Raw genomic sequence first — 18,188 nt, forward strand, 5'->3', positions numbered from 1 at the left:
CCTTTCTCATGAAGCTAGAAGCTTATTTACCTTTTTTACCTTCTTTACGACGAACAACTTCATTGCTGTACTTGATACCTTTACCTTTGTATGGCTCAGGTTTACGCAGAGAACGGATTTCAGCAGCAATTTGGCCTACGCGCTCTTTGTTGATACCTTTTACCACCAAAGTGGTTTGGTTTGGTACATCAATTTCGATACCCTCTTCTGGAGTAACTTCCACTGGGTGGGAGAAACCAAGAGAGAGAGTAACACCGTTGCCGGACTTAGCAGCACGGTAACCTACACCGACCAGTTCCAGGGTACGAGTGAAGCCTTCAGATACGCCAGTTACCATGTTGGATACCAGCGCACGAGTCGTACCATGCAGGGAACGGTGAAGTTTGTTATCGCTTGGACGCTCAACGATTACTTCGTTTTCAGCGATGTTGATTTTGATATCTTCATGGAAGCTACGAACGAGTTGACCCTTAGGGCCTTTTACCGTCAGCTCAGTACCGTTCAGAGTGAGGGTAACGCCTGCAGGGACCACGATCGGTTTTCTACCGACACGAGACATGTGGTGCACCTCCTGTGCTATTTACAATCTGTTAATTACCAAATGTATGCGAGAACCTCTCCACCTACGTGAGCTTGACGAGCTTGCTTGTCAGTCATTACACCAGTGGATGTAGAGATGATCGCGCAACCGAGACCACCCAAAACCTTAGGTACTTCATTGTTCTTTGCATAAACACGAAGTCCTGGCTTGGAGATGCGTTTCAGACCTGTGATAACACGCTCGTTGCCTGCACCATATTTCAGGAATACGCGGATGATTCCTTGTTTGTTGTCTTCAACAAACTCCGCATCGCGGATGAAGCCTTCTTCTTTAAGAATGCGCGCGATTTCCTTCTTGATGGTGGACGCCGGGATTTCCACTTTCTCGTGGCGAACCATGTTGGCGTTACGAATTCGTGTCAACATATCTGCGATTGGATCAGTCATAACCATGAGAGAAAACCTCCTTCCCGTTTCAAATTACCAGCTTGCTTTTTTCACGCCTGGAATTTGACCTTTATAAGCAAGTTCACGGAAGCAAATACGGCAGAGTTTAAATTTGCGCAATACGGAGTGAGGACGTCCGCAACGCTCGCAACGTGTGTACGCGCGTACTGCAAACTTCGGCTCCCGCTGTTGCTTGATGATCATTGATTTCTTTGCCACATTCTTCCCTCCTTACGAGTGGGTTTATTTACGGAATGGCATACCCATTTGAGTCAGCAACTCACGAGCTTCCTCATCCGTTTTCGCGGAAGTAACAACAACGATGTCCATACCGCGAACTTTATCAATTTTATCGTACTCGATCTCAGGGAAGATCAGTTGTTCCTTCAGACCAAGTGTGTAGTTACCGCGTCCGTCAAAAGCCTTGGAAGAAATTCCACGGAAGTCACGAACACGTGGGAGAGATACGTTCATCAATTTGTCGAGGAAGTGGTACATACGCTCGCCGCGCAGAGTAACCTTCGCACCGATCGGCATACCTTCACGCAATTTGAAACCCGCGATGGATTTCTTAGCCTTTGTTACTACAGGCTTTTGACCAGCGATGATTTGCAGGTCTTCAATTGCAGTATCCAAGGACTTAGCGTTCGCTACCGCTTCGCCAACACCCATATTGATGATGATCTTTTCTACTTTCGGCACTTGCATGATGGAAGTGTAGTTGAACTTGCTCATCAAGCTAGGCACGATTTCGCTCGTATACTTTTCTTTCAATCTTGTTGCCATCTAGGATATCCTCCTTTCCAACCTGACTACTTGTCGAGTACTTCGCCAGACTTTTTCGCGTACCGAACTTTCTTGCCGTTATCCAAAACTTTGTAACCGATGCGAGTAGCTTTTCCGGACTTCGGATCGATCAAAGATACGTTGGATACGTGAATAGCTGCTTCTTGAGTCACAATGCCACCTTGCGGGTTAGCTTGGGACGGACGGCTATGTTTCTTCACGAGGTTGATACCTTCAACCAGAACGCGTTCTTTCTTTGGATAAGCAGCGAGAACGCGACCTTTTTTGCCTTTATCTTTGCCCGCATTTACGATAACAGTGTCGCCTTTTTTAACGTGCATCGCTTGGTGCACCTCCTATCGAACAAACTGCCTGAGTTTTGCCGTTCAATTAGATAACCTCTGGAGCCAGAGAGATGATCTTCATGAAATCCTTATCGCGGAGCTCACGAGCCACAGGTCCAAAGATACGAGTACCACGTGGGGATTGATCGTCTTTGATAACTACAGCTGCATTTTCATCGAAACGGATGTAAGAACCATCGTTACGACGAACGCCACTTACTGTGCGTACTACTACCGCTTTAACTACTTGACCTTTCTTGACAACGCCGCCGGGTGTAGCGGATTTTACGGAGCACACGATAACATCACCGATGTTCGCCGTTTTACGACCGGAACCACCCAGAACCTTGATGCACATGAGTTCCTTTGCACCGGAGTTGTCAGCAACAGCCAATCTCGTCTGAGTTTGGATCATTTACTGTTCCTCCTTTCGGAATTAATATCCGAAAATCTGACTTATACGATTACTGCCTCTTCGACGATACGTACCAAACGGAAACGCTTGTCTTTAGACAATGGACGAGTTTCCATGATTTCTACGATGTCGCCCACTTTTGCCGTGTTGTTCTCGTCGTGAGCCTTGAACTTTTTCGAGAATTTCATGCGTTTGCCGTACAAAGGATGTGTCTTGTAAGTTTCAACAAGAACAACAATGGTTTTATCCATCTTGTCGGAAACAACGCGACCTACAACTGTTCGACGCATATTGCGATCTGCGGTCATCGTTCAAACCTCCTTCCTATAATTAACCGATTCCCAATTCTCTCTGGCGCAGGACGGTTTTCGCACGAGCAATATCCTTACGCACTTGTTTAATACGAGATGTGGTTTCGAGTTGACCCGTAGCCAGCTGGAAACGAAGGTTGAACAACTCTTCTTTCAAAGAAGTAACGTTTTGTTCGATCTCGGCAGTGGTCAAATTACGGTACTCATTAGCCTTCATGTGCGTCACCACCCACTTCTTCACGCTTCACGAACTTGCACTTGATTGGCAGTTTGTGCATAGCCAGACGCATAGCTTCGCGAGCGACTTCTTCAGGAACACCAGCAAGTTCGAACATGATCTTGCCTGGCTTCACTACCGCTACCCATTTCTCAGGAGAACCTTTACCGGAACCCATGCGGACTTCGAGCGGTTTTTGTGTTACTGGTTTATCTGGGAAAATTTTGATCCAAACTTTACCACCACGTTTGATGTAACGAGTCATCGCGATACGAGCTGCCTCGATCTGACGGTTAGTTACCCAAGATGGTTCCATTGCTTGCAATCCGTATTCACCGAACGCAACAGTAGTACCGCCTTTTGCGTTACCAGCCATTTTCCCGCGGTGTTGTTTACGGTGTTTCACGCGTTTTGGCGTCAACATGATTACTTGCCTCCTTCCTCAGTAGCGACGTTCTTTCTCGCTGGAAGGACTTCTCCACGATAGATCCACACTTTAACACCGATGCGACCATAAGTGGTATGTGCTTCAGCAGTACCGTAGTCGATGTCAGCGCGCAATGTGTGAAGTGGAACAGTACCTTCGCTGTAACCTTCAGAACGTGCGATGTCCGCGCCGCCAAGACGACCGCTTACCAAGGTTTTGATACCTTTAGCACCAGAGCGCAGCGTACGAGTAATCGATTGCTTTTGCGCACGGCGGAAAGAAATGCGGTTTTCCAATTGGCGTGCAATATTTTCAGCTACCAGAGTAGCATCCAGATCCGGACGTTTGATTTCGTTGATATTGATATGAACGCGTTTGCCAGTCAGATCAGTCAGGGTTTTGCGCAGAGTTTCAACCTCTGAACCACCTTTACCAATTACCATACCAGGCTTAGCGGTGTGAATCGTAACGTTCACGCGATTAGCTGCGCGCTCGATTTCGATCGTGGATACAGCAGCATCTTTCAGACGCCCTTTTACATACTTGCGGATTTTCAAGTCTTCGTGCAACAGAGTTGCGAAGTCCTTGTCAGCGTACCATTTGGACTCCCAGTCACGAATGACACCGATCCGAAGACCTACCGGGCTTACCTTTTGACCCACACGTAATCCCTCCTTATTTCTCGTTTAGTACCACTGTGATGTGGCTCGTGCGTTTATGGATGCGGCTAGCGCGACCCATAGCGCGCGGACGGAAACGCTTCAACGTAGGACCTTGGTCTACGAAGACTTTACCCACTACGAGGCTGTTTGGATCCATCTCATAGTTGTGCTCAGCGTTTGCAATAGCCGACTTCAGGAGTTTTTCAACAACTGGAGAAGCTGCCTTTGGCGTGTGTTTCAAGATCGCCAAAGCTTCACCTACTTGCTTGCCTCTGATCAAGTCTACCACCAGGCGAACTTTACGAGACGCGATGCGAATGTTGCGTGCAACTGCTTTTGCTTCCATCTTTGTACCTCCTCTCTGTCAAGAGAAAATTAGCGCTTCTTGGACTTCTTGTCGTTGTCGACGTGACCCTTGAAGGTACGAGTTGGTGCGAATTCACCCAATTTATGACCAACCATGTCTTCCGATACGTATACTGGTACATGTTTGCGGCCATCGTAAACTGCAAACGTGTGTCCTACGAAATCAGGGAAGATGGTGGAACGGCGAGACCAAGTTTTGATCACGCGTTTCTCGTTCTTTTCATTTTGCTCGTCAACTTTTTTCATCAAGTGGTCATCCACGAAAGGACCCTTTTTTAAACTACGTCCCATTAGTGAACCTCCCTTCGCCAAAGGCGTTCGGTTATAGTATCAGCCTACCTTACTTCTTGCGGCGGCGGATGATGTATTGGTCGGACTTGTTCTTCTTCTTACGAGTCTTGAGACCCAGGGTTGGTTTACCCCAAGGAGTAACAGGAGCCTTACGACCGATTGGAGCGCGACCTTCACCACCACCGTGTGGGTGATCGTTAGGGTTCATTACGCTACCGCGAACAGTTGGACGGATACCCAACCAGCGGGAACGTCCTGCTTTACCGATGTTCAGCAGTTCGTGATCCAAGTTACCTACTTGACCGATAGTAGCGCGGCATACGTTGTGGATGCGGCGAGTTTCACCGGAAGACAGGCGAACGATTACGAACTCACCATCACGACCAAGCAATTGAGCAGATGTACCAGCAGCGCGCACCAATTGGCCGCCTTTACCAGGTTTCAGCTCGATGTTGTGGATGGTAGTACCTACCGGGATTTTCTCCATTGGCAGTGCGTTACCGATTTTGATGTCGGCATCTGCTCCGGATACGATCTGGTCGCCCACTTTCAGGTTGTGTGGAGCGATAATGTAACGCTTTTCACCGTCTGCATAGTTAATCAGCGCGATGTTAGCGGAACGGTTTGGATCGTATTCAATGGTTGCTACGCGACCAATGATACCATCTTTGTTACGTTTGAAGTCGATAATACGGTATTTACGTTTATGACCGCCACCTTGATGACGAACGGTAATTCTACCTTGGTTGTTGCGACCAGCTTTTTTGCTGAGAGGCGCCAACAAGGATTTTTCGGGAGTCGACGTGGTGATCTCCTCGAAAGTAGAAACCGTCATTTGGCGACGACCAGGAGAAGTCGGTTTAAACTTTTTGATACCCATGTTAATACCCTCCTTTTCGGTAGTCGTCGAGGTTATACTCCCTCGTAGAAGGCCAATTCTTTGCTGTCATCAGTCAGCTTAACGATTGCTTTCTTCCACTCGGACGTGTAACCGGAGTATTTTCCGTAGCGTTTTGGTTTCGCAGGTACACGAACTGTGTTAACTGCTTCTACTTTTACGCCAAATACTTTTTCAACAGCTTGTTTGATTTCTGTTTTGTTAGCTTTGAGAGGTACTTCGAAAACGTACTTCTTCTCAGCCATCATATCAGTGGTGCGCTCGGTAATGACAGGGCGTTTAAGGACATCATGAAGGCTCTTCATTATGCGAGCACCTCCTCTACTTTCGCAACCGCTTCTTTCGTCACGATTACTTTGTCATGCGCTACCAGATCAAGAACGTTAATGCCTGCAGCATCTACGATTTTTGTACCTGGGATATTGCGGGAAGCGAGCGCTACGTTTTGGTCGTACTCGGAAGTAACGATCAGAACTTTGCGATCTACTTTCAAGCTGCTCAGAACAGCTGTCATTTCCTTAGTTTTTGGAGCTGCGAAGTTCAAAGCTTCCAATACCAGGAGTTCGTTGTTTTGTACTTTCGTGGAAAGTGCAGATTTCAGAGCCAAACGGCGAACTTTACGGTTCAGTTTGTAACCGTATTTGCGCGGAGTTGGACCGAATACAACACCGCCACCTTTCCATTGCGGAGAGCGAATGGAACCTTGGCGTGCACGACCTGTACCTTTTTGGCGCCATGGCTTGCGGCCACCACCACGTACTTCAGAACGGTTCTTTACATCATGTGTACCTTGGCGTTGGGATGCTTGTTGCATCACGATCGCATCGTACAGAACTGCGCTGTTAGGCTCAATACCAAATACGCTGTCTGCCAGATCGATTTCGCCAACTTGAGAACCGGTTTGGTTATAAAGAGCTACTTTCGGCATGTCAGTTCCTCCTTTCCTTACTAGTTCTTCTTGACTGCCGTGGATACCAGTACGCAGCTGTTTTTCGGACCAGGCACGGAGCCTTTTACGAGAACCAGGTTACGTTCTGTATCTACTTTAATTACTTCCAGGTTTTGAATAGTAACGTTGTCGCCACCCATTTGACCTGGCAGTGTTTGACCTTTAAATACGCGGTTCGGAGCTACAGCACCCATGGAACCTGGACCGCGATGGTAACGCGAACCGTGAGCCATAGGACCGCGGGATTGATTGTGACGTTTGATCGCACCTTGGAAACCTTTACCCTTGGATACGCCAGCTACGTCCACCATTTCTCCCTCGGCAAAAATGTCAGCCTTCAACTCTTGACCAACCTCGTAATCAGCGAGGTTAACTCCGCGAATTTCGCGAATGAAGCGCTTAGGAGCAGTGTTAGCTTTCGCTGCATGTCCTTTTTCCGGCTTGTTAGCGCGCTGTTCTTTTTTGTCTTCGAAGCCGATTTGAATCGCTTCATAACCGTCAGTCTCAACGTCTTTCTTCTGAAGAACTACGTTGGAACCAACCTCGATGACCGTTACAGCAGTCGCTGTTCCGTTTGGACCAAAAACTTGAGTCATACCAAGTTTTTTCCCTAAGATTCCTTTGGTCATTTGTGCCACCTCCTGTGCTTATTTCAGTAAAACGCTTTTTATGTTGTATCAAGTCCCCATCGATGCGCAGGGGTGCCATTTTAAGGGTTTGTTGCTTGGTGTAACACGCTTATCAAGACAACGTCTGCGCGTGTATCGCTTTTTGGGACCTTACAGTTTAATCTCGATATCCACACCAGATGGCAGATCCAGACGCATCAAAGCATCTACTGTTTGTGGTGTTGGGTTCAAGATGTCGATCAAACGTTTGTGTGTACGCATCTCGAATTGCTCGCGAGAATCTTTGTACTTATGAACCGCACGCAGGATCGTGTAAACTGCTTTCTCCGTTGGGAGTGGAATTGGACCGGATACGTTAGCACCGGAACGCTTCGCAGTGTCCACAATTTTTTCTGCGGACTGATCCAGGATTTTGTGATCATACGCCTTCAAACGAATACGAATCTTTTGCTTTGCCATTGAAGTCCCTCCTTTTTCGCCCATTTTTTAAACAGACATTTCTCCGTGGAAATATCCTGCACCCCGGTCATGGCAAAGGGGCCGGGTGTGTCAGCAACCTCCCACATCATCGCAAGTCCATGACCAACATTCAATATTGTACTAAAAAGATTTGGGCAACGCAAGTTTTTTCTTGGGTTTCCGTATATTTTTTTGTACATGGTGTGCCTACTGAAGGGCTCACCTTGACCATCATACAGATTTCAAGGAAGAAAGGCAAGCGGGATTACCTGCCAACCTGCCAAGTCATCTATCTATAATAGAAGGAAGACGTTATACTTAGGATTGTAGTCGTTATGAAATGGAGGTTTTCCTCAATGTCTGATGTGAATCAAACCCCTTATGAAATCATTGGCGGTGCAGATACTTTGGCCCGTCTTGTCGATACCTTTTACAATCTGGTAAAGCAGCATCCCGATATTAACGACCTCTTCCCTGAAGATTTAACCCACGTGAAGGAGCGTCAATATCAGTTTTTGACGCAGTTTCTCGGTGGCCCAAGCCTTTATTCGGACGCCCATGGTCATCCGATGCTACGGGCACGACACATGCCTTTCCCCATTGGACCTGTACAGGCAGAGGCTTGGTTATCTTGTATGGACAAAGCCATGAACCTGACTGGACTGGAAGGCGAAATTCGGAAGCAAATCTTTGATCGCTTGCGTTTAACTGCTCACCATATGGTCAATAAGTGGGATCAATAAGAAAAAGCGTAGGACAATTTACCGTCCTACGCTTTTGTTGTTATATCAGAGGGTGCTGCTGCATGTGTAGCTTTCGGTCTTACCAAGCTACGTGATCCCAAGTATACACCGCCTACGATCATGCACAGTGCTAATAGGTGTACGAGTTGAAGGCTTTCTCCCAGGAATATCGCCGCAAATACCAAGCTGGCCATTGGCATTCCATTTAGGAATACAGCTGTTCGACTCGCCCCGAGCTGACGTATCCCATAATTCCAACCGATTGAGCCGAGCGCAGTTGACAGCGCACCTGAAGCAAAAATTACAAGCCACTGGAAGGAGGAAACGTCCAAAGAAATATAATAGGAAGCTGGTTGAACAGTCAATGCGACTCCCCACAAGAAGATGACCCCAAACGTTTGCGATAAAGCCGTAATTAAGAGTACTGGTACACCTCTTACGACCAACTTTCGAATGAGTAAACCACCCGTTACATACATGAGCATGGAGAAAAACATAATGGCATCTCCCCAGCCATTCATATGAAGGCCACCGTGCTGAGAGATGACGACAATCAACACTCCTGCAAACCCCATTCCAATGCCAAGCCCTTTTTTCAAAGACATGCCTTCCCCTAAGAATAGCATCGCCAAGAGAGCAGTTGCCAACGGATTTAATCCAAGTATAAGCGATGCATTTCCTGCTGTCGTGTATTGAACACCTGCTGCAAGCGTTATTTGATGAAGGGCGATAGAACTAGCTCCGACTCCAGCTAACAAGAACCAATCCGTTTTGCTAAATCGCAAACTTTTTCTGTATATGAAGATGAGTGGTGATAAACAGATTCCACCAACAGTCATGCGTATAGCCGCGACATATAATGGAGGAAACGTGGTTAAATACTTGACCATGACGACATTCAAGCCCCACAGTGTGACAACACCCGCAAGCATAAGAAACAATAATCGCTCATTATTTTTCATCTCTACTATCCCCCATCCAATCCTGATGGTATTGTAGCATATTGCTACGAGAGGCAAATTGAATGATTTTGATGGGAGTTATTTAAAAGTTCGATAAATGCACATAAAAAAACCCGACAACCAAAGTTGTCGGGTTTTGTGTATCCGTATATCTTACGCGTCGATAGAAGCTACAACGCCAGCGCCTACTGTACGGCCACCTTCGCGGATCGCGAAGCGAGTACCTTGTTCCATCGCTACTGGAGCGATCAGCTCTACAGTGAACTCAGTGTTGTCGCCAGGCATGATCATTTCAACGCCTTCTGGCAGTTGGATGATTCCTGTTACGTCAGTTGTACGGAAGTAGAATTGTGGACGGTAGTTAGCAAAGAAAGGAGTGTGACGTCCGCCTTCTTCTTTGGACAGAACGTAAACTTCTGCTTTGAACTTAGTGTAAGGCTTAACGGAACCTGGTTTCGCCAAGCATTGTCCACGCTCGATGTCGTTACGGTCTACACCGCGCAGCAGAGCACCGATGTTGTCACCAGCTTGAGCTTGATCCAGCAATTTGCGGAACATCTCAACACCAGTTACAGTTGTGTTTTTAGTTTCTTCAGCCAGACCAATGATTTCTACTTGGTCACCAACTTTAACGATACCGCGCTCTACACGACCAGTAGCAACAGTACCACGACCAGTGATCGTGAACACGTCCTCTACAGGCATCAGGAACGGCTTGTCAGTTGCACGCTCAGGAGTTGGGATGTAGCTGTCAACAGCTTCCATCAGTTCGCCAATTTTCTTAGCCCACTCACCAGTTGGGTTATCCAAAGCTTCTTTAGCAGAACCTTTGATTACTGGAGTGTCGTCACCTGGGAACTCATATTGAGACAACAGGTCACGGATTTCCATTTCAACCAGTTCCAACAACTCTTCATCGTCTACCATGTCGCATTTGTTCATGAATACTACGATGTAAGGTACGCCTACTTGTTTAGAGAGCAGGATGTGCTCGCGAGTTTGTGGCATAGGGCCATCAGCTGCGGATACAACCAGGATTGCGCCGTCCATTTGAGCAGCACCAGTAATCATGTTTTTCACATAGTCCGCGTGACCAGGGCAGTCAACGTGAGCATAGTGACGGTTTTCAGTTTCATACTCAACGTGAGCAGTGTTGATAGTGATACCGCGCTCTTTTTCTTCTGGAGCAGCGTCGATAGATGCATAGTTCATTGCTTGTGCTTGACCTGTTTGTGCCAAAACAGTTGTGATAGCAGCAGTCAGGGTAGTTTTACCATGGTCAACGTGACCGATAGTACCAATGTTAACGTGTGGTTTATTACGCTCAAATTTCGCTTTTGCCATGAGAGAAAAGCCTCCTTATAGATAAGGGTTTTATGGTTTGAAGAAAGGTTTACCTTACGAATGGTTGTCCCTTCCATATTGTAAACCTTTCTGATTGCAAGATAAAGCTGTAACCTGTAATTATTCGCCTTTAGATTTCTTGATGATCTCTTCAGCGATAAATTTAGGTACTTCTTCGTAGTGGTCGATCACCATGGAGTAAACGCCACGGCCTTGGGTACGGGAACGAAGAATTGTGGAGTAACCAAACATCTCGGACAGTGGTACCATTGCACGGATTACTTGTGCATTTGCACGAGCTTCCATACCTTCGATACGACCGCGGCGGGAGTTCAGGTCGCCCATAACGTCGCCCATGTACTCTTCTGGCATTGTAACTTCTACTTTCATGATTGGCTCGAGCAGTACAGCGCCACATTTTTTCGCAGCTTCCTTCAATGCGAGGGAACCTGCTACTTTAAATGCCATCTCGTTGGAGTCAACATCATGGTAGCTACCGTCTACGATAGTAGCTTTGATATCAACCAGCGGGAAGCCGGCGATAACACCATTTTTCATGGACTCTTCGATACCCGCTTGAACAGCAGGGATGTATTCGCGTGGTACTACACCACCAACGATTTTGTTTTCGAATTGGAAGCCTTGACCAGCTTCGAGTGGAGCGAATTCCACCCAAACGTGACCGTATTGACCACGACCACCGGACTGACGAACGAATTTACCTTCCACTTTTGCTGCGTTACGGAATGTTTCACGGTAAGCAACCTGTGGAGCACCTACGTTCGACTCGACTTTAAATTCGCGTTTCAGACGGTCTACGATAATCTCCAGGTGAAGCTCACCCATACCGGAGATGATTGTTTGACCAGTCTCTTCATCTGTGCGAGTTCTGAACGTTGGATCCTCTTCAGCAAGCTTGGACAGGCCGATACCCATCTTGTCTTGGTCTGCTTTGGATTTTGGTTCGATCGCAACAGAAATAACTGGCTCTGGGAAGTCCATAGACTCAAGGATTACTGGAGCCTTTTCATCACACAGAGTATCACCAGTTGTTGTATCTTTCAAACCTACAGCTGCAGCAATGTCCCCGGAGTAAACCGTTGTGATCTCTTCACGGTGGTTTGCGTGCATTTGCAGGATACGGCCTACGCGCTCACGTTTACCCTTGGTAGAGTTGAGAACGTAAGAACCGGAGTTCAGTACACCGGAGTATACGCGGAAGAAAGTCAAACGACCAACATACGGGTCAGTCATGATCTTGAACGCAAGAGCAGAGAACGGACCGTTGTCGTCAGCTGGACGATCAACTTCATCTTCAGTATCTGGCAATGTACCTTTAATTGCAGGGATATCTACTGGAGACGGCAGGTAAGCAACTACGTTGTCCAGCATAGGCTGAACACCTTTGTTCTTATAAGAAGAACCGCACATTACCGGCGTCAGTTTGCAGTCGATAGTACCCTTACGCAGAGCAGCACGGATTTCGTCGTTGGTCAGCTCTTCGCCTTCCAAGTACTTCATCATGAGCTCTTCGTCTTGTTCTGCAGCTGCCTCAACCATCGCCATACGAAGTTCTTCGCAACGAGCGAGCAGGTCAGCAGGGATTTCAGCGGAGTCAGAAGTTTTACCCAAGTCATCAGTATATACGATTGCCTTCATTTCAATCAGGTCAACCATACCTTTGAATTGATCTTCTGCACCGATTGGATATTGGATCGCTACTGGATTTGCACCCAGGCGAGATTTGATCTGACCCAAGCACATATCAAAGTTAGCACCCATGATATCCATTTTGTTGATGTAGCACATGCGTGGTACGCCATAGCGGTCAGCTTGGCGCCATACGGTTTCGGTTTGCGGCTCAACGCCACCTTTTGCGTCAAAAACGGTTACAGCACCGTCAAGAACGCGGAGGGAGCGCTCAACTTCAACAGTGAAGTCTACGTGGCCTGGCGTATCGATAATGTTGATTCGATGGCCATTCCATTGAGCAGTAGTAGCAGCCGAAGTGATCGTGATACCACGCTCTTGCTCTTGTTCCATCCAGTCCATGGTTGCTGCACCTTCGTGCACCTCACCAATTTTATGAACGCGACCAGTGTAGAACAGAATACGCTCAGTAGTCGTCGTCTTACCAGCATCGATGTGAGCCATGATACCGATATTACGCGTATTCGGCAAAGAGAACTCGCGAGCCATTAGGTATGCTCCTTCCATACTCGAGTTTGAGAATAAACGGGTATCCAATACGGACACCCGATTCAATTCCTACCAGCGATAGTGAGCAAACGCTTTGTTCGCTTCAGCCATCTTGTGCGTGTCTTCACGCTTTTTAACTGCTGCACCGGTGTTGTTAGCAGCGTCCATGATCTCGTTAGCAAGACGTTGTTCCATGGTTTTCTCTCCACGGTTACGGGAGTAGTTAACCATCCAACGCAGGCCAAGAGTGGTACGGCGCTCCGGTTTTACTTCGATTGGTACTTGGTAGTTAGCACCACCTACACGGCGAGCTTTAACTTCCAGTACTGGCATTACGTTTTTCAGTGCTTCTTCAAACACTTCCATCGGGTTGCGACCTGTGCGCTCCTGGATGATGTCAAATGCGTTGTAGAGAATGTTCTGAGCTACACCACGCTTACCATCCAACATCAGGCGGTTAATCAAGCGAGTAACCAACTTGCTGTTGTGAATAGGATCAGGCAGCACGTCACGACGGGTTACAGGACCTTTACGAGGCATCGTATTCCCTCCTTCTTTTCGTTATAAATTCACGCCACTTCACAGGCGTTTTTTTATTACTTTTTCGCTGCTGCTTGACCTGGCTTCGGACGCTTAGTACCGTATTTGGAACGACCTTGTTTACGGTTGTTCACACCAGCAGTGTCAAGAGCACCACGAACGATATGGTAGCGTACCCCTGGCAAGTCTTTTACACGACCGCCGCGCACCAGCACGACGCTATGCTCTTGCAGGTTGTGGCCAATACCACCGATGTAAGCTGTTACCTCGATTCCGTTAGTCAAACGCACACGAGCGTATTTACGCAACGCGGAGTTCGGTTTTTTCGGAGTCATGGTACCTACACGAGTGCAAACACCACGTTTTTGAGGAGAACTTTGGTTAGTTTGGCTTTTCTTGAAGCTGTTGTACCCCTTTTGAAGAGCTGGGGACTTCGACTTCACTACCTTATCCTCGCGACCTTTACGCACCAATTGGTTAATTGTAGGCATGATGTTACCTCCCTTCTTAATACCCAATCTTCAAGACCACAGATCCAGGTGAGTCATTTTTAGGTCAAATAGAAAGTCCTTGTCCATCATTACGCAACGTGTAAGCCACGGACAAAAACATCGTTAACCACTTTTTTTAATCGCAGCAGTAGCCGCTCCCACTTCAATTCCGCACGCTTTGCCTAAGCGATACATGGAATCTACATGGATGACTGGAACACCCTTCTCTTTGCAAAGGAGCTCGACTTTTTGGGTCAAACGCTTATCTGCATCAACAGCGATATACACTGCTTCTACCTGTTGGCTTTCAACAGCTTTGATCGTCTGCTTAATGCCGATTGTCAAGTCCTTGGCCCGCTCGACTTTTTCATAAGACATGATTCTCATATCCTCCAAAGTACAGATGTCAGGCACACTTGAATATAATATCAGGTGGGCTAGTTATTGTCAACGCCCTTTTGATATTTTTTATTTAGGAAAGCGCCCACCAATCGGTGATGGGCGCTTTTCCCGCCATTACTCTACAGAAACTGCTTCTTGCTCAGCTTTCGCTGCTTCCAGCTCTGCTTCGTAATCTACTTGACTAGCAACTTTTACATTGCGGTAACGTGACATACCAGTACCTGCTGGAACCAGCTTCCCGATAATAACGTTCTCTTTCAAACCTAGCAAGCGATCGACTTTTCCTTTGATTGCTGCATCGGTAAGAACGCGAGTCGTTTCCTGGAAGGATGCTGCCGACAGGAAGGAGTCGGTTTCGAGGGATGCTTTGGTGATCCCCAAAAGAACCGGACGACCCACTGCTGGATTTCTGCCTTCCATGAGAACTTTTGCGTTCGCTTGCTCAAATTCAGGAACCTCAACATAGGAACCTGGCAAGAGGTCTGTATCTCCGCTGTCGATAACGCGCAGTTTGCGCAGCATCTGACGAATCATAACCTCTACGTGCTTGTCGTTAATTTCTACCCCTTGCATACGGTAAACTTTTTGTACCTCTTGCAAGATGTAGTTCGAAACGCCGCGCATACCGCGAACTTTGAGCATTTCTTTCGGGTCTACGGAACCCTCTGTGAGCTCGTCACCAGCATTCAGCTTGACACCAACAGAAACCTTGATGCGCGAGCCATACGGTGCTGCATACACTTTGTTCTCCGCTTCTCCACGTACTTCGATCTCGCGACGATCTTTCCCTTCGCGAATATCAATAACTTCACCATCGATTTCGGAGATGACTGCTTGCCCTTTCGGATTGCGCGCCTCAAACAACTCTTGAATACGCGGCAAACCTTGGGTAATATCGTCTCCCGCAACCCCACCGGTATGGAAGGTACGCATGGTCAGCTGGGTACCCGGCTCACCAATGGATTGTGCAGCGATAATACCGACTGCTTCTCCCACTTCCACCTCGGCTCCTGTAGCCAGGTTGCGTCCGTAGCACAGTTTGCAGACACCGTGGCTGGTGCGGCAAGCAAGTACGTTACGGATGTAAACGTCAGTGATTCCAACTTTTTCGATATACTCGGCAACCTCTTCAGAGATCTCCTCATTGCGGTGCACGATGATTTCTTTTGTCTCAGGGTGGCGTAAAGTCTCGAAGCAAGTACGTCCTGTCAGACGGTCAGATAGCTTCTCGATTTCTTCTTTACCATCCTTGATCGCTGTTACACGGATACCTTTATCTGTTCCACAATCGGTTTCGCGTACAATCACGTCTTGAGCAACGTCCACCAGACGACGAGTCAGGTAACCCGAGTCCGCTGTACGCAAGGCCGTATCGGCGAGACCTTTACGCGCACCGTGCGTAGAGATAAAGTACTCCAATACCGTCAGACCTTCACGGAAGTTGGATTTAATCGGCAACTCGATGATTCGACCGGATGGGTTCGCCATCAGACCGCGCATACCAGCCAGCTGAGTGATCTGGGATACGTTACCACGGGCACCGGAGTTCGCCATCATGAAGATCGCGTTAAACTTATCCATGGACTTCATCAAAACTTCTGTTACCTCATCCTTCGCTTTGGACCAGATGGAAATAACGCGGTCATAGCGCTCGTCCTCGGTGATCAAACCGCGACGGAATTGCGTCATAACAGTTGCTACCTTCTCATCTGCAGCGTCAAGGATGTCTTTTTTCTTTCCTGGTACCGCGATGTCCGCTACGGCAATCGTGATACCTGCTTTCGTCGAGTACGTGAAGCCCAGTTCCTTGATTCTGTCGAGAATCATGGACGTTTTCATCGTACCGAAGCGGCGGAAGCACTCGGAAATAATGGTACCTAGGAAGCCTTTTTTTACAGCCCCTGGATCAGGGAGGTTCTTAATGAACTCAGAAACATTCGTACCTTTATCAAAAATAAAGCACTCATCTGGAACCATCGTTTGCAGGTTAGCTCGAGTTGGCGCATTAATGAACGGCAAATCAGCAGGGAAAATCTCGTTGAAAATCACTTTCCCAACTGTCGTTACGATCAGCGCGTTCTCTTGACGCTCAGTAAAGCTGATTTTGTTCAGGCGTTTCGCTGGCAGAACGATACGCGTATGCAAGCTGATAAAGCCTTGCTGATAAGCGGCAATCGCATCGTGAGGATCGCGATAAATCGTACCCTCGCCTTTGTCGCCTTCGCGCTCTAGCGTCAGGTAGTAAGAACCAAGCACCATATCCTGGGATGGTGTTACTACTGGTTTACCGTCTTTCGGGTTCAGGATGTTCTGCGCTGCCAGCATGAGGATACGGGCTTCCGCCTGCGCTTCAGCAGACAACGGAACGTGAACCGCCATTTGGTCACCGTCAAAGTCCGCGTTGTACGCTGTACAAACGAGTGGATGCAGACGGATCGCACGGCCTTCAACCAGAACTGGTTCGAACGCCTGGATACCCAAACGGTGCAAGGTGGGGGCACGGTTCAACAGTACCGGGTGCTCACGAATAACGTCCTCGAGAACATCCCATACCTCTGGCTGAACGCGCTCAACCTTGCGCTTTGCGCTCTTGATGTTGTGAGCAAGGCCTTTGGAAACCAGCTCTTTCATCACGAACGGCTTGAAGAGCTCCAGTGCCATTTCTTTAGGCAAACCGCACTGATACATCTTCAGGTTAGGTCCTACAACGATAACGGAACGACCGGAGTAGTCAACACGCTTACCGAGCAGGTTTTGACGGAAACGACCTTGTTTACCTTTCAGCATGTGGCTGAGAGATTTCAAAGGACGGTTACCTGGTCCTGTTACCGGACGTCCACGACGACCGTTGTCGATGAGCGCGTCTACTGCTTCCTGCAGCATGCGTTTCTCGTTTTGTACGATAATGTCAGGCGCACCCAGTTCGAGCAAGCGCTTCAGACGGTTATTACGGTTGATTACACGGCGGTACAGGTCATTCAGGTCGGAAGTGGCAAAACGTCCACCATCCAACTGAACCATTGGACGAAGCTCTGGCGGGATAACCGGTAATACGTCGAGAACCATCCAATCCGGGTGGTTACCGGAGTTGCGGAATGCCTCGAGCACTTCCAGACGCTTGATCGCACGGTTGCGGCGCTGGCCTTGTGCCGTTTTCAAATCTTCTTTTAACGTTTCCACATCTTTATCCAGATCGATTTCTGCAAGCAGGCGTTTGATCGCTTCTGCTCCCATCATCGCTTGGAAGGAGTGGCCGTATTTCTCACGATAATTGCGATACTCTTTTTCGGAGAGCAATTGCTTTTTATCGAGAGGAGTGTCACCTGGATCGGTAACTACGTAAGAAGCAAAGTAGATTACTTCCTCCAGGGAACGAGGGGACATGTCGAGCACCAAGCCCATACGGCTTGGAATCCCTTTGAAGTACCAGATGTGAGATACTGGGGCAGCCAGTTCAATGTGCCCCATACGCTCACGCCGTACTTTGGCGCGGGTTACTTCCACGCCACAACGGTCGCACACTACACCTTTATAACGAACACGCTTGTATTTACCGCAATGGCATTCCCAGTCCTTGGTTGGTCCAAAGATGCGTTCACAGAACAAGCCGTCTTTTTCCGGTTTCAGTGTGCGGTAGTTGATCGTCTCTGGCTTCTTCACTTCCCCGAAAGACCACGAACGGATCTTATCGGGGGAAGCCAAGCCGATCTTCATATATTCGAAGTTGTTCACGTCAATCACAGGGCGTTACCTCCCTTGGTACCGG

The 18,188-nt window shown here is 48.0% G+C and carries 25 protein-coding genes; 1 reads left to right on the forward strand and 24 read right to left on the reverse strand.

What is annotated here, in order from left to right; all coding sequences use genetic code 11:
* Positions 1 to 22: 22 nt before the first annotated feature.
* From rplF to rpsJ, 17 genes are all read right to left on the reverse strand, one after another.
* Complete coding sequence (rplF, locus tag HP401_RS32920; RefSeq protein ID WP_012683993.1) at positions 23 to 559, reverse strand: 50S ribosomal protein L6; 537 nt, start codon at positions 557 to 559, stop codon at positions 23 to 25.
* 35 nt (positions 560 to 594) lie between these two features.
* Positions 595 to 993, reverse strand: coding sequence for a 30S ribosomal protein S8 (rpsH, locus tag HP401_RS32925; RefSeq protein ID WP_012683992.1), 399 nt, complete (start codon positions 991 to 993; stop codon positions 595 to 597).
* Positions 994 to 1,020: 27 nt separating this feature from the next.
* On the reverse strand, positions 1,021 to 1,206 hold the full coding sequence (locus HP401_RS32930) for a type Z 30S ribosomal protein S14 (RefSeq protein WP_007716256.1): 186 nt from the start codon (positions 1,204 to 1,206) through the stop codon (positions 1,021 to 1,023).
* 24 nt (positions 1,207 to 1,230) lie between these two features.
* Positions 1,231 to 1,773, reverse strand: coding sequence for a 50S ribosomal protein L5 (gene rplE, locus HP401_RS32935; protein ID WP_012683991.1), 543 nt, complete (start codon positions 1,771 to 1,773; stop codon positions 1,231 to 1,233).
* 26 nt (positions 1,774 to 1,799) lie between these two features.
* On the reverse strand, positions 1,800 to 2,114 hold the full coding sequence (gene rplX, locus HP401_RS32940; protein WP_007716253.1) for a 50S ribosomal protein L24: 315 nt from the start codon (positions 2,112 to 2,114) through the stop codon (positions 1,800 to 1,802).
* 49 nt (positions 2,115 to 2,163) lie between these two features.
* The gene (gene rplN, locus HP401_RS32945; RefSeq protein WP_012683990.1) at positions 2,164 to 2,532 is read right to left on the reverse strand and encodes a 50S ribosomal protein L14; all 369 of its coding nucleotides are present in this window, start codon (positions 2,530 to 2,532) and stop codon (positions 2,164 to 2,166) included.
* Between the two features lie 41 nt (positions 2,533 to 2,573).
* A complete protein-coding gene (gene rpsQ, locus HP401_RS32950) occupies positions 2,574 to 2,840 on the reverse strand; it encodes a 30S ribosomal protein S17 (protein ID WP_012683989.1) in 267 nt (88 codons plus the stop codon).
* A gap of 22 nt (positions 2,841 to 2,862) precedes the next feature.
* On the reverse strand, positions 2,863 to 3,060 hold the full coding sequence (gene rpmC / locus HP401_RS32955; protein WP_012683988.1) for a 50S ribosomal protein L29: 198 nt from the start codon (positions 3,058 to 3,060) through the stop codon (positions 2,863 to 2,865).
* Positions 3,050 to 3,484 carry a 50S ribosomal protein L16 gene (gene rplP, locus HP401_RS32960; RefSeq protein WP_007716249.1) on the reverse strand — a complete coding sequence of 145 codons (435 nt, stop codon included), beginning with the start codon at positions 3,482 to 3,484 and terminating at the stop codon, positions 3,050 to 3,052. Before rplP ends, rpmC begins: the two co-directional genes overlap by 11 nt.
* Positions 3,485 to 3,486: 2 nt before the next feature.
* The gene (gene rpsC / locus HP401_RS32965; protein ID WP_012683987.1) at positions 3,487 to 4,149 is read right to left on the reverse strand and encodes a 30S ribosomal protein S3; all 663 of its coding nucleotides are present in this window, start codon (positions 4,147 to 4,149) and stop codon (positions 3,487 to 3,489) included.
* Positions 4,150 to 4,162: 13 nt separating this feature from the next.
* The gene (gene rplV / locus HP401_RS32970; protein ID WP_012683986.1) at positions 4,163 to 4,495 is read right to left on the reverse strand and encodes a 50S ribosomal protein L22; all 333 of its coding nucleotides are present in this window, start codon (positions 4,493 to 4,495) and stop codon (positions 4,163 to 4,165) included.
* Positions 4,496 to 4,524: 29 nt separating this feature from the next.
* Positions 4,525 to 4,806, reverse strand: coding sequence for a 30S ribosomal protein S19 (gene rpsS, locus HP401_RS32975; protein ID WP_007716246.1), 282 nt, complete (start codon positions 4,804 to 4,806; stop codon positions 4,525 to 4,527).
* A gap of 49 nt (positions 4,807 to 4,855) precedes the next feature.
* A complete protein-coding gene (gene rplB, locus HP401_RS32980) occupies positions 4,856 to 5,686 on the reverse strand; it encodes a 50S ribosomal protein L2 (RefSeq protein WP_012683985.1) in 831 nt (276 codons plus the stop codon).
* Positions 5,687 to 5,718: 32 nt separating this feature from the next.
* Positions 5,719 to 6,009 (reverse strand): 50S ribosomal protein L23, encoded by a 291-nt coding sequence (gene rplW, locus HP401_RS32985; protein ID WP_007716243.1) that lies wholly within the window; start codon positions 6,007 to 6,009, stop codon positions 5,719 to 5,721.
* Complete coding sequence (gene rplD, locus HP401_RS32990; RefSeq protein ID WP_173606572.1) at positions 6,009 to 6,632, reverse strand: 50S ribosomal protein L4; 624 nt, start codon at positions 6,630 to 6,632, stop codon at positions 6,009 to 6,011. Before rplD ends, rplW begins: the two co-directional genes overlap by 1 nt.
* A gap of 20 nt (positions 6,633 to 6,652) precedes the next feature.
* Positions 6,653 to 7,282: a 50S ribosomal protein L3 gene (gene rplC, locus HP401_RS32995; RefSeq protein ID WP_012683983.1), complete on the reverse strand. Its 630-nt coding sequence runs from the start codon at positions 7,280 to 7,282 to the stop codon at positions 6,653 to 6,655.
* A gap of 150 nt (positions 7,283 to 7,432) precedes the next feature.
* A complete protein-coding gene (gene rpsJ, locus HP401_RS33000) occupies positions 7,433 to 7,741 on the reverse strand; it encodes a 30S ribosomal protein S10 (RefSeq protein ID WP_005828858.1) in 309 nt (102 codons plus the stop codon).
* Positions 7,742 to 8,097: 356 nt separating this feature from the next.
* On the opposite strand from rpsJ, the gene HP401_RS33005 reads away from it, so the two are divergent.
* Complete coding sequence (locus tag HP401_RS33005; protein WP_173606573.1) at positions 8,098 to 8,484, forward strand: globin domain-containing protein; 387 nt, start codon at positions 8,098 to 8,100, stop codon at positions 8,482 to 8,484.
* Between the two features lie 26 nt (positions 8,485 to 8,510).
* Here HP401_RS33005 and HP401_RS33010 read toward each other — a convergent pair whose 3' ends face one another.
* The 7 genes from HP401_RS33010 to rpoC form a co-directional block, all read right to left on the reverse strand.
* Positions 8,511 to 9,446, reverse strand: a complete 936-nt coding sequence (locus HP401_RS33010) for a DMT family transporter (RefSeq protein ID WP_173606574.1) — start codon at positions 9,444 to 9,446, stop codon at positions 8,511 to 8,513.
* Positions 9,447 to 9,599: 153 nt separating this feature from the next.
* Entirely contained in the window at positions 9,600 to 10,790 is a 1,191-nt protein-coding gene (tuf, locus tag HP401_RS33015) for an elongation factor Tu (protein WP_012683980.1), read from the reverse strand.
* A gap of 120 nt (positions 10,791 to 10,910) precedes the next feature.
* On the reverse strand, positions 10,911 to 12,989 hold the full coding sequence (fusA, locus tag HP401_RS33020; RefSeq protein WP_012683979.1) for an elongation factor G: 2,079 nt from the start codon (positions 12,987 to 12,989) through the stop codon (positions 10,911 to 10,913).
* Between the two features lie 69 nt (positions 12,990 to 13,058).
* Positions 13,059 to 13,529: a 30S ribosomal protein S7 gene (gene rpsG, locus HP401_RS33025; RefSeq protein WP_007716226.1), complete on the reverse strand. Its 471-nt coding sequence runs from the start codon at positions 13,527 to 13,529 to the stop codon at positions 13,059 to 13,061.
* A gap of 56 nt (positions 13,530 to 13,585) precedes the next feature.
* A complete protein-coding gene (gene rpsL / locus HP401_RS33030; RefSeq protein ID WP_012683978.1) occupies positions 13,586 to 14,020 on the reverse strand; it encodes a 30S ribosomal protein S12 in 435 nt (144 codons plus the stop codon).
* A 123-nt stretch (positions 14,021 to 14,143) separates the two neighbouring features.
* Positions 14,144 to 14,398, reverse strand: coding sequence for a 50S ribosomal protein L7ae-like protein (locus HP401_RS33035; protein ID WP_012683977.1), 255 nt, complete (start codon positions 14,396 to 14,398; stop codon positions 14,144 to 14,146).
* 138 nt (positions 14,399 to 14,536) lie between these two features.
* A complete protein-coding gene (gene rpoC / locus HP401_RS33040) occupies positions 14,537 to 18,163 on the reverse strand; it encodes a DNA-directed RNA polymerase subunit beta' (protein ID WP_173606575.1) in 3,627 nt (1,208 codons plus the stop codon).
* Positions 18,164 to 18,188: the final 25 nt, after the last annotated feature.

This window comes from Brevibacillus sp. HB2.2 (assembly GCF_013284275.1).
In the GTDB taxonomy this organism is placed as follows: domain Bacteria; phylum Bacillota; class Bacilli; order Brevibacillales; family Brevibacillaceae; genus Brevibacillus; species Brevibacillus brevis_D.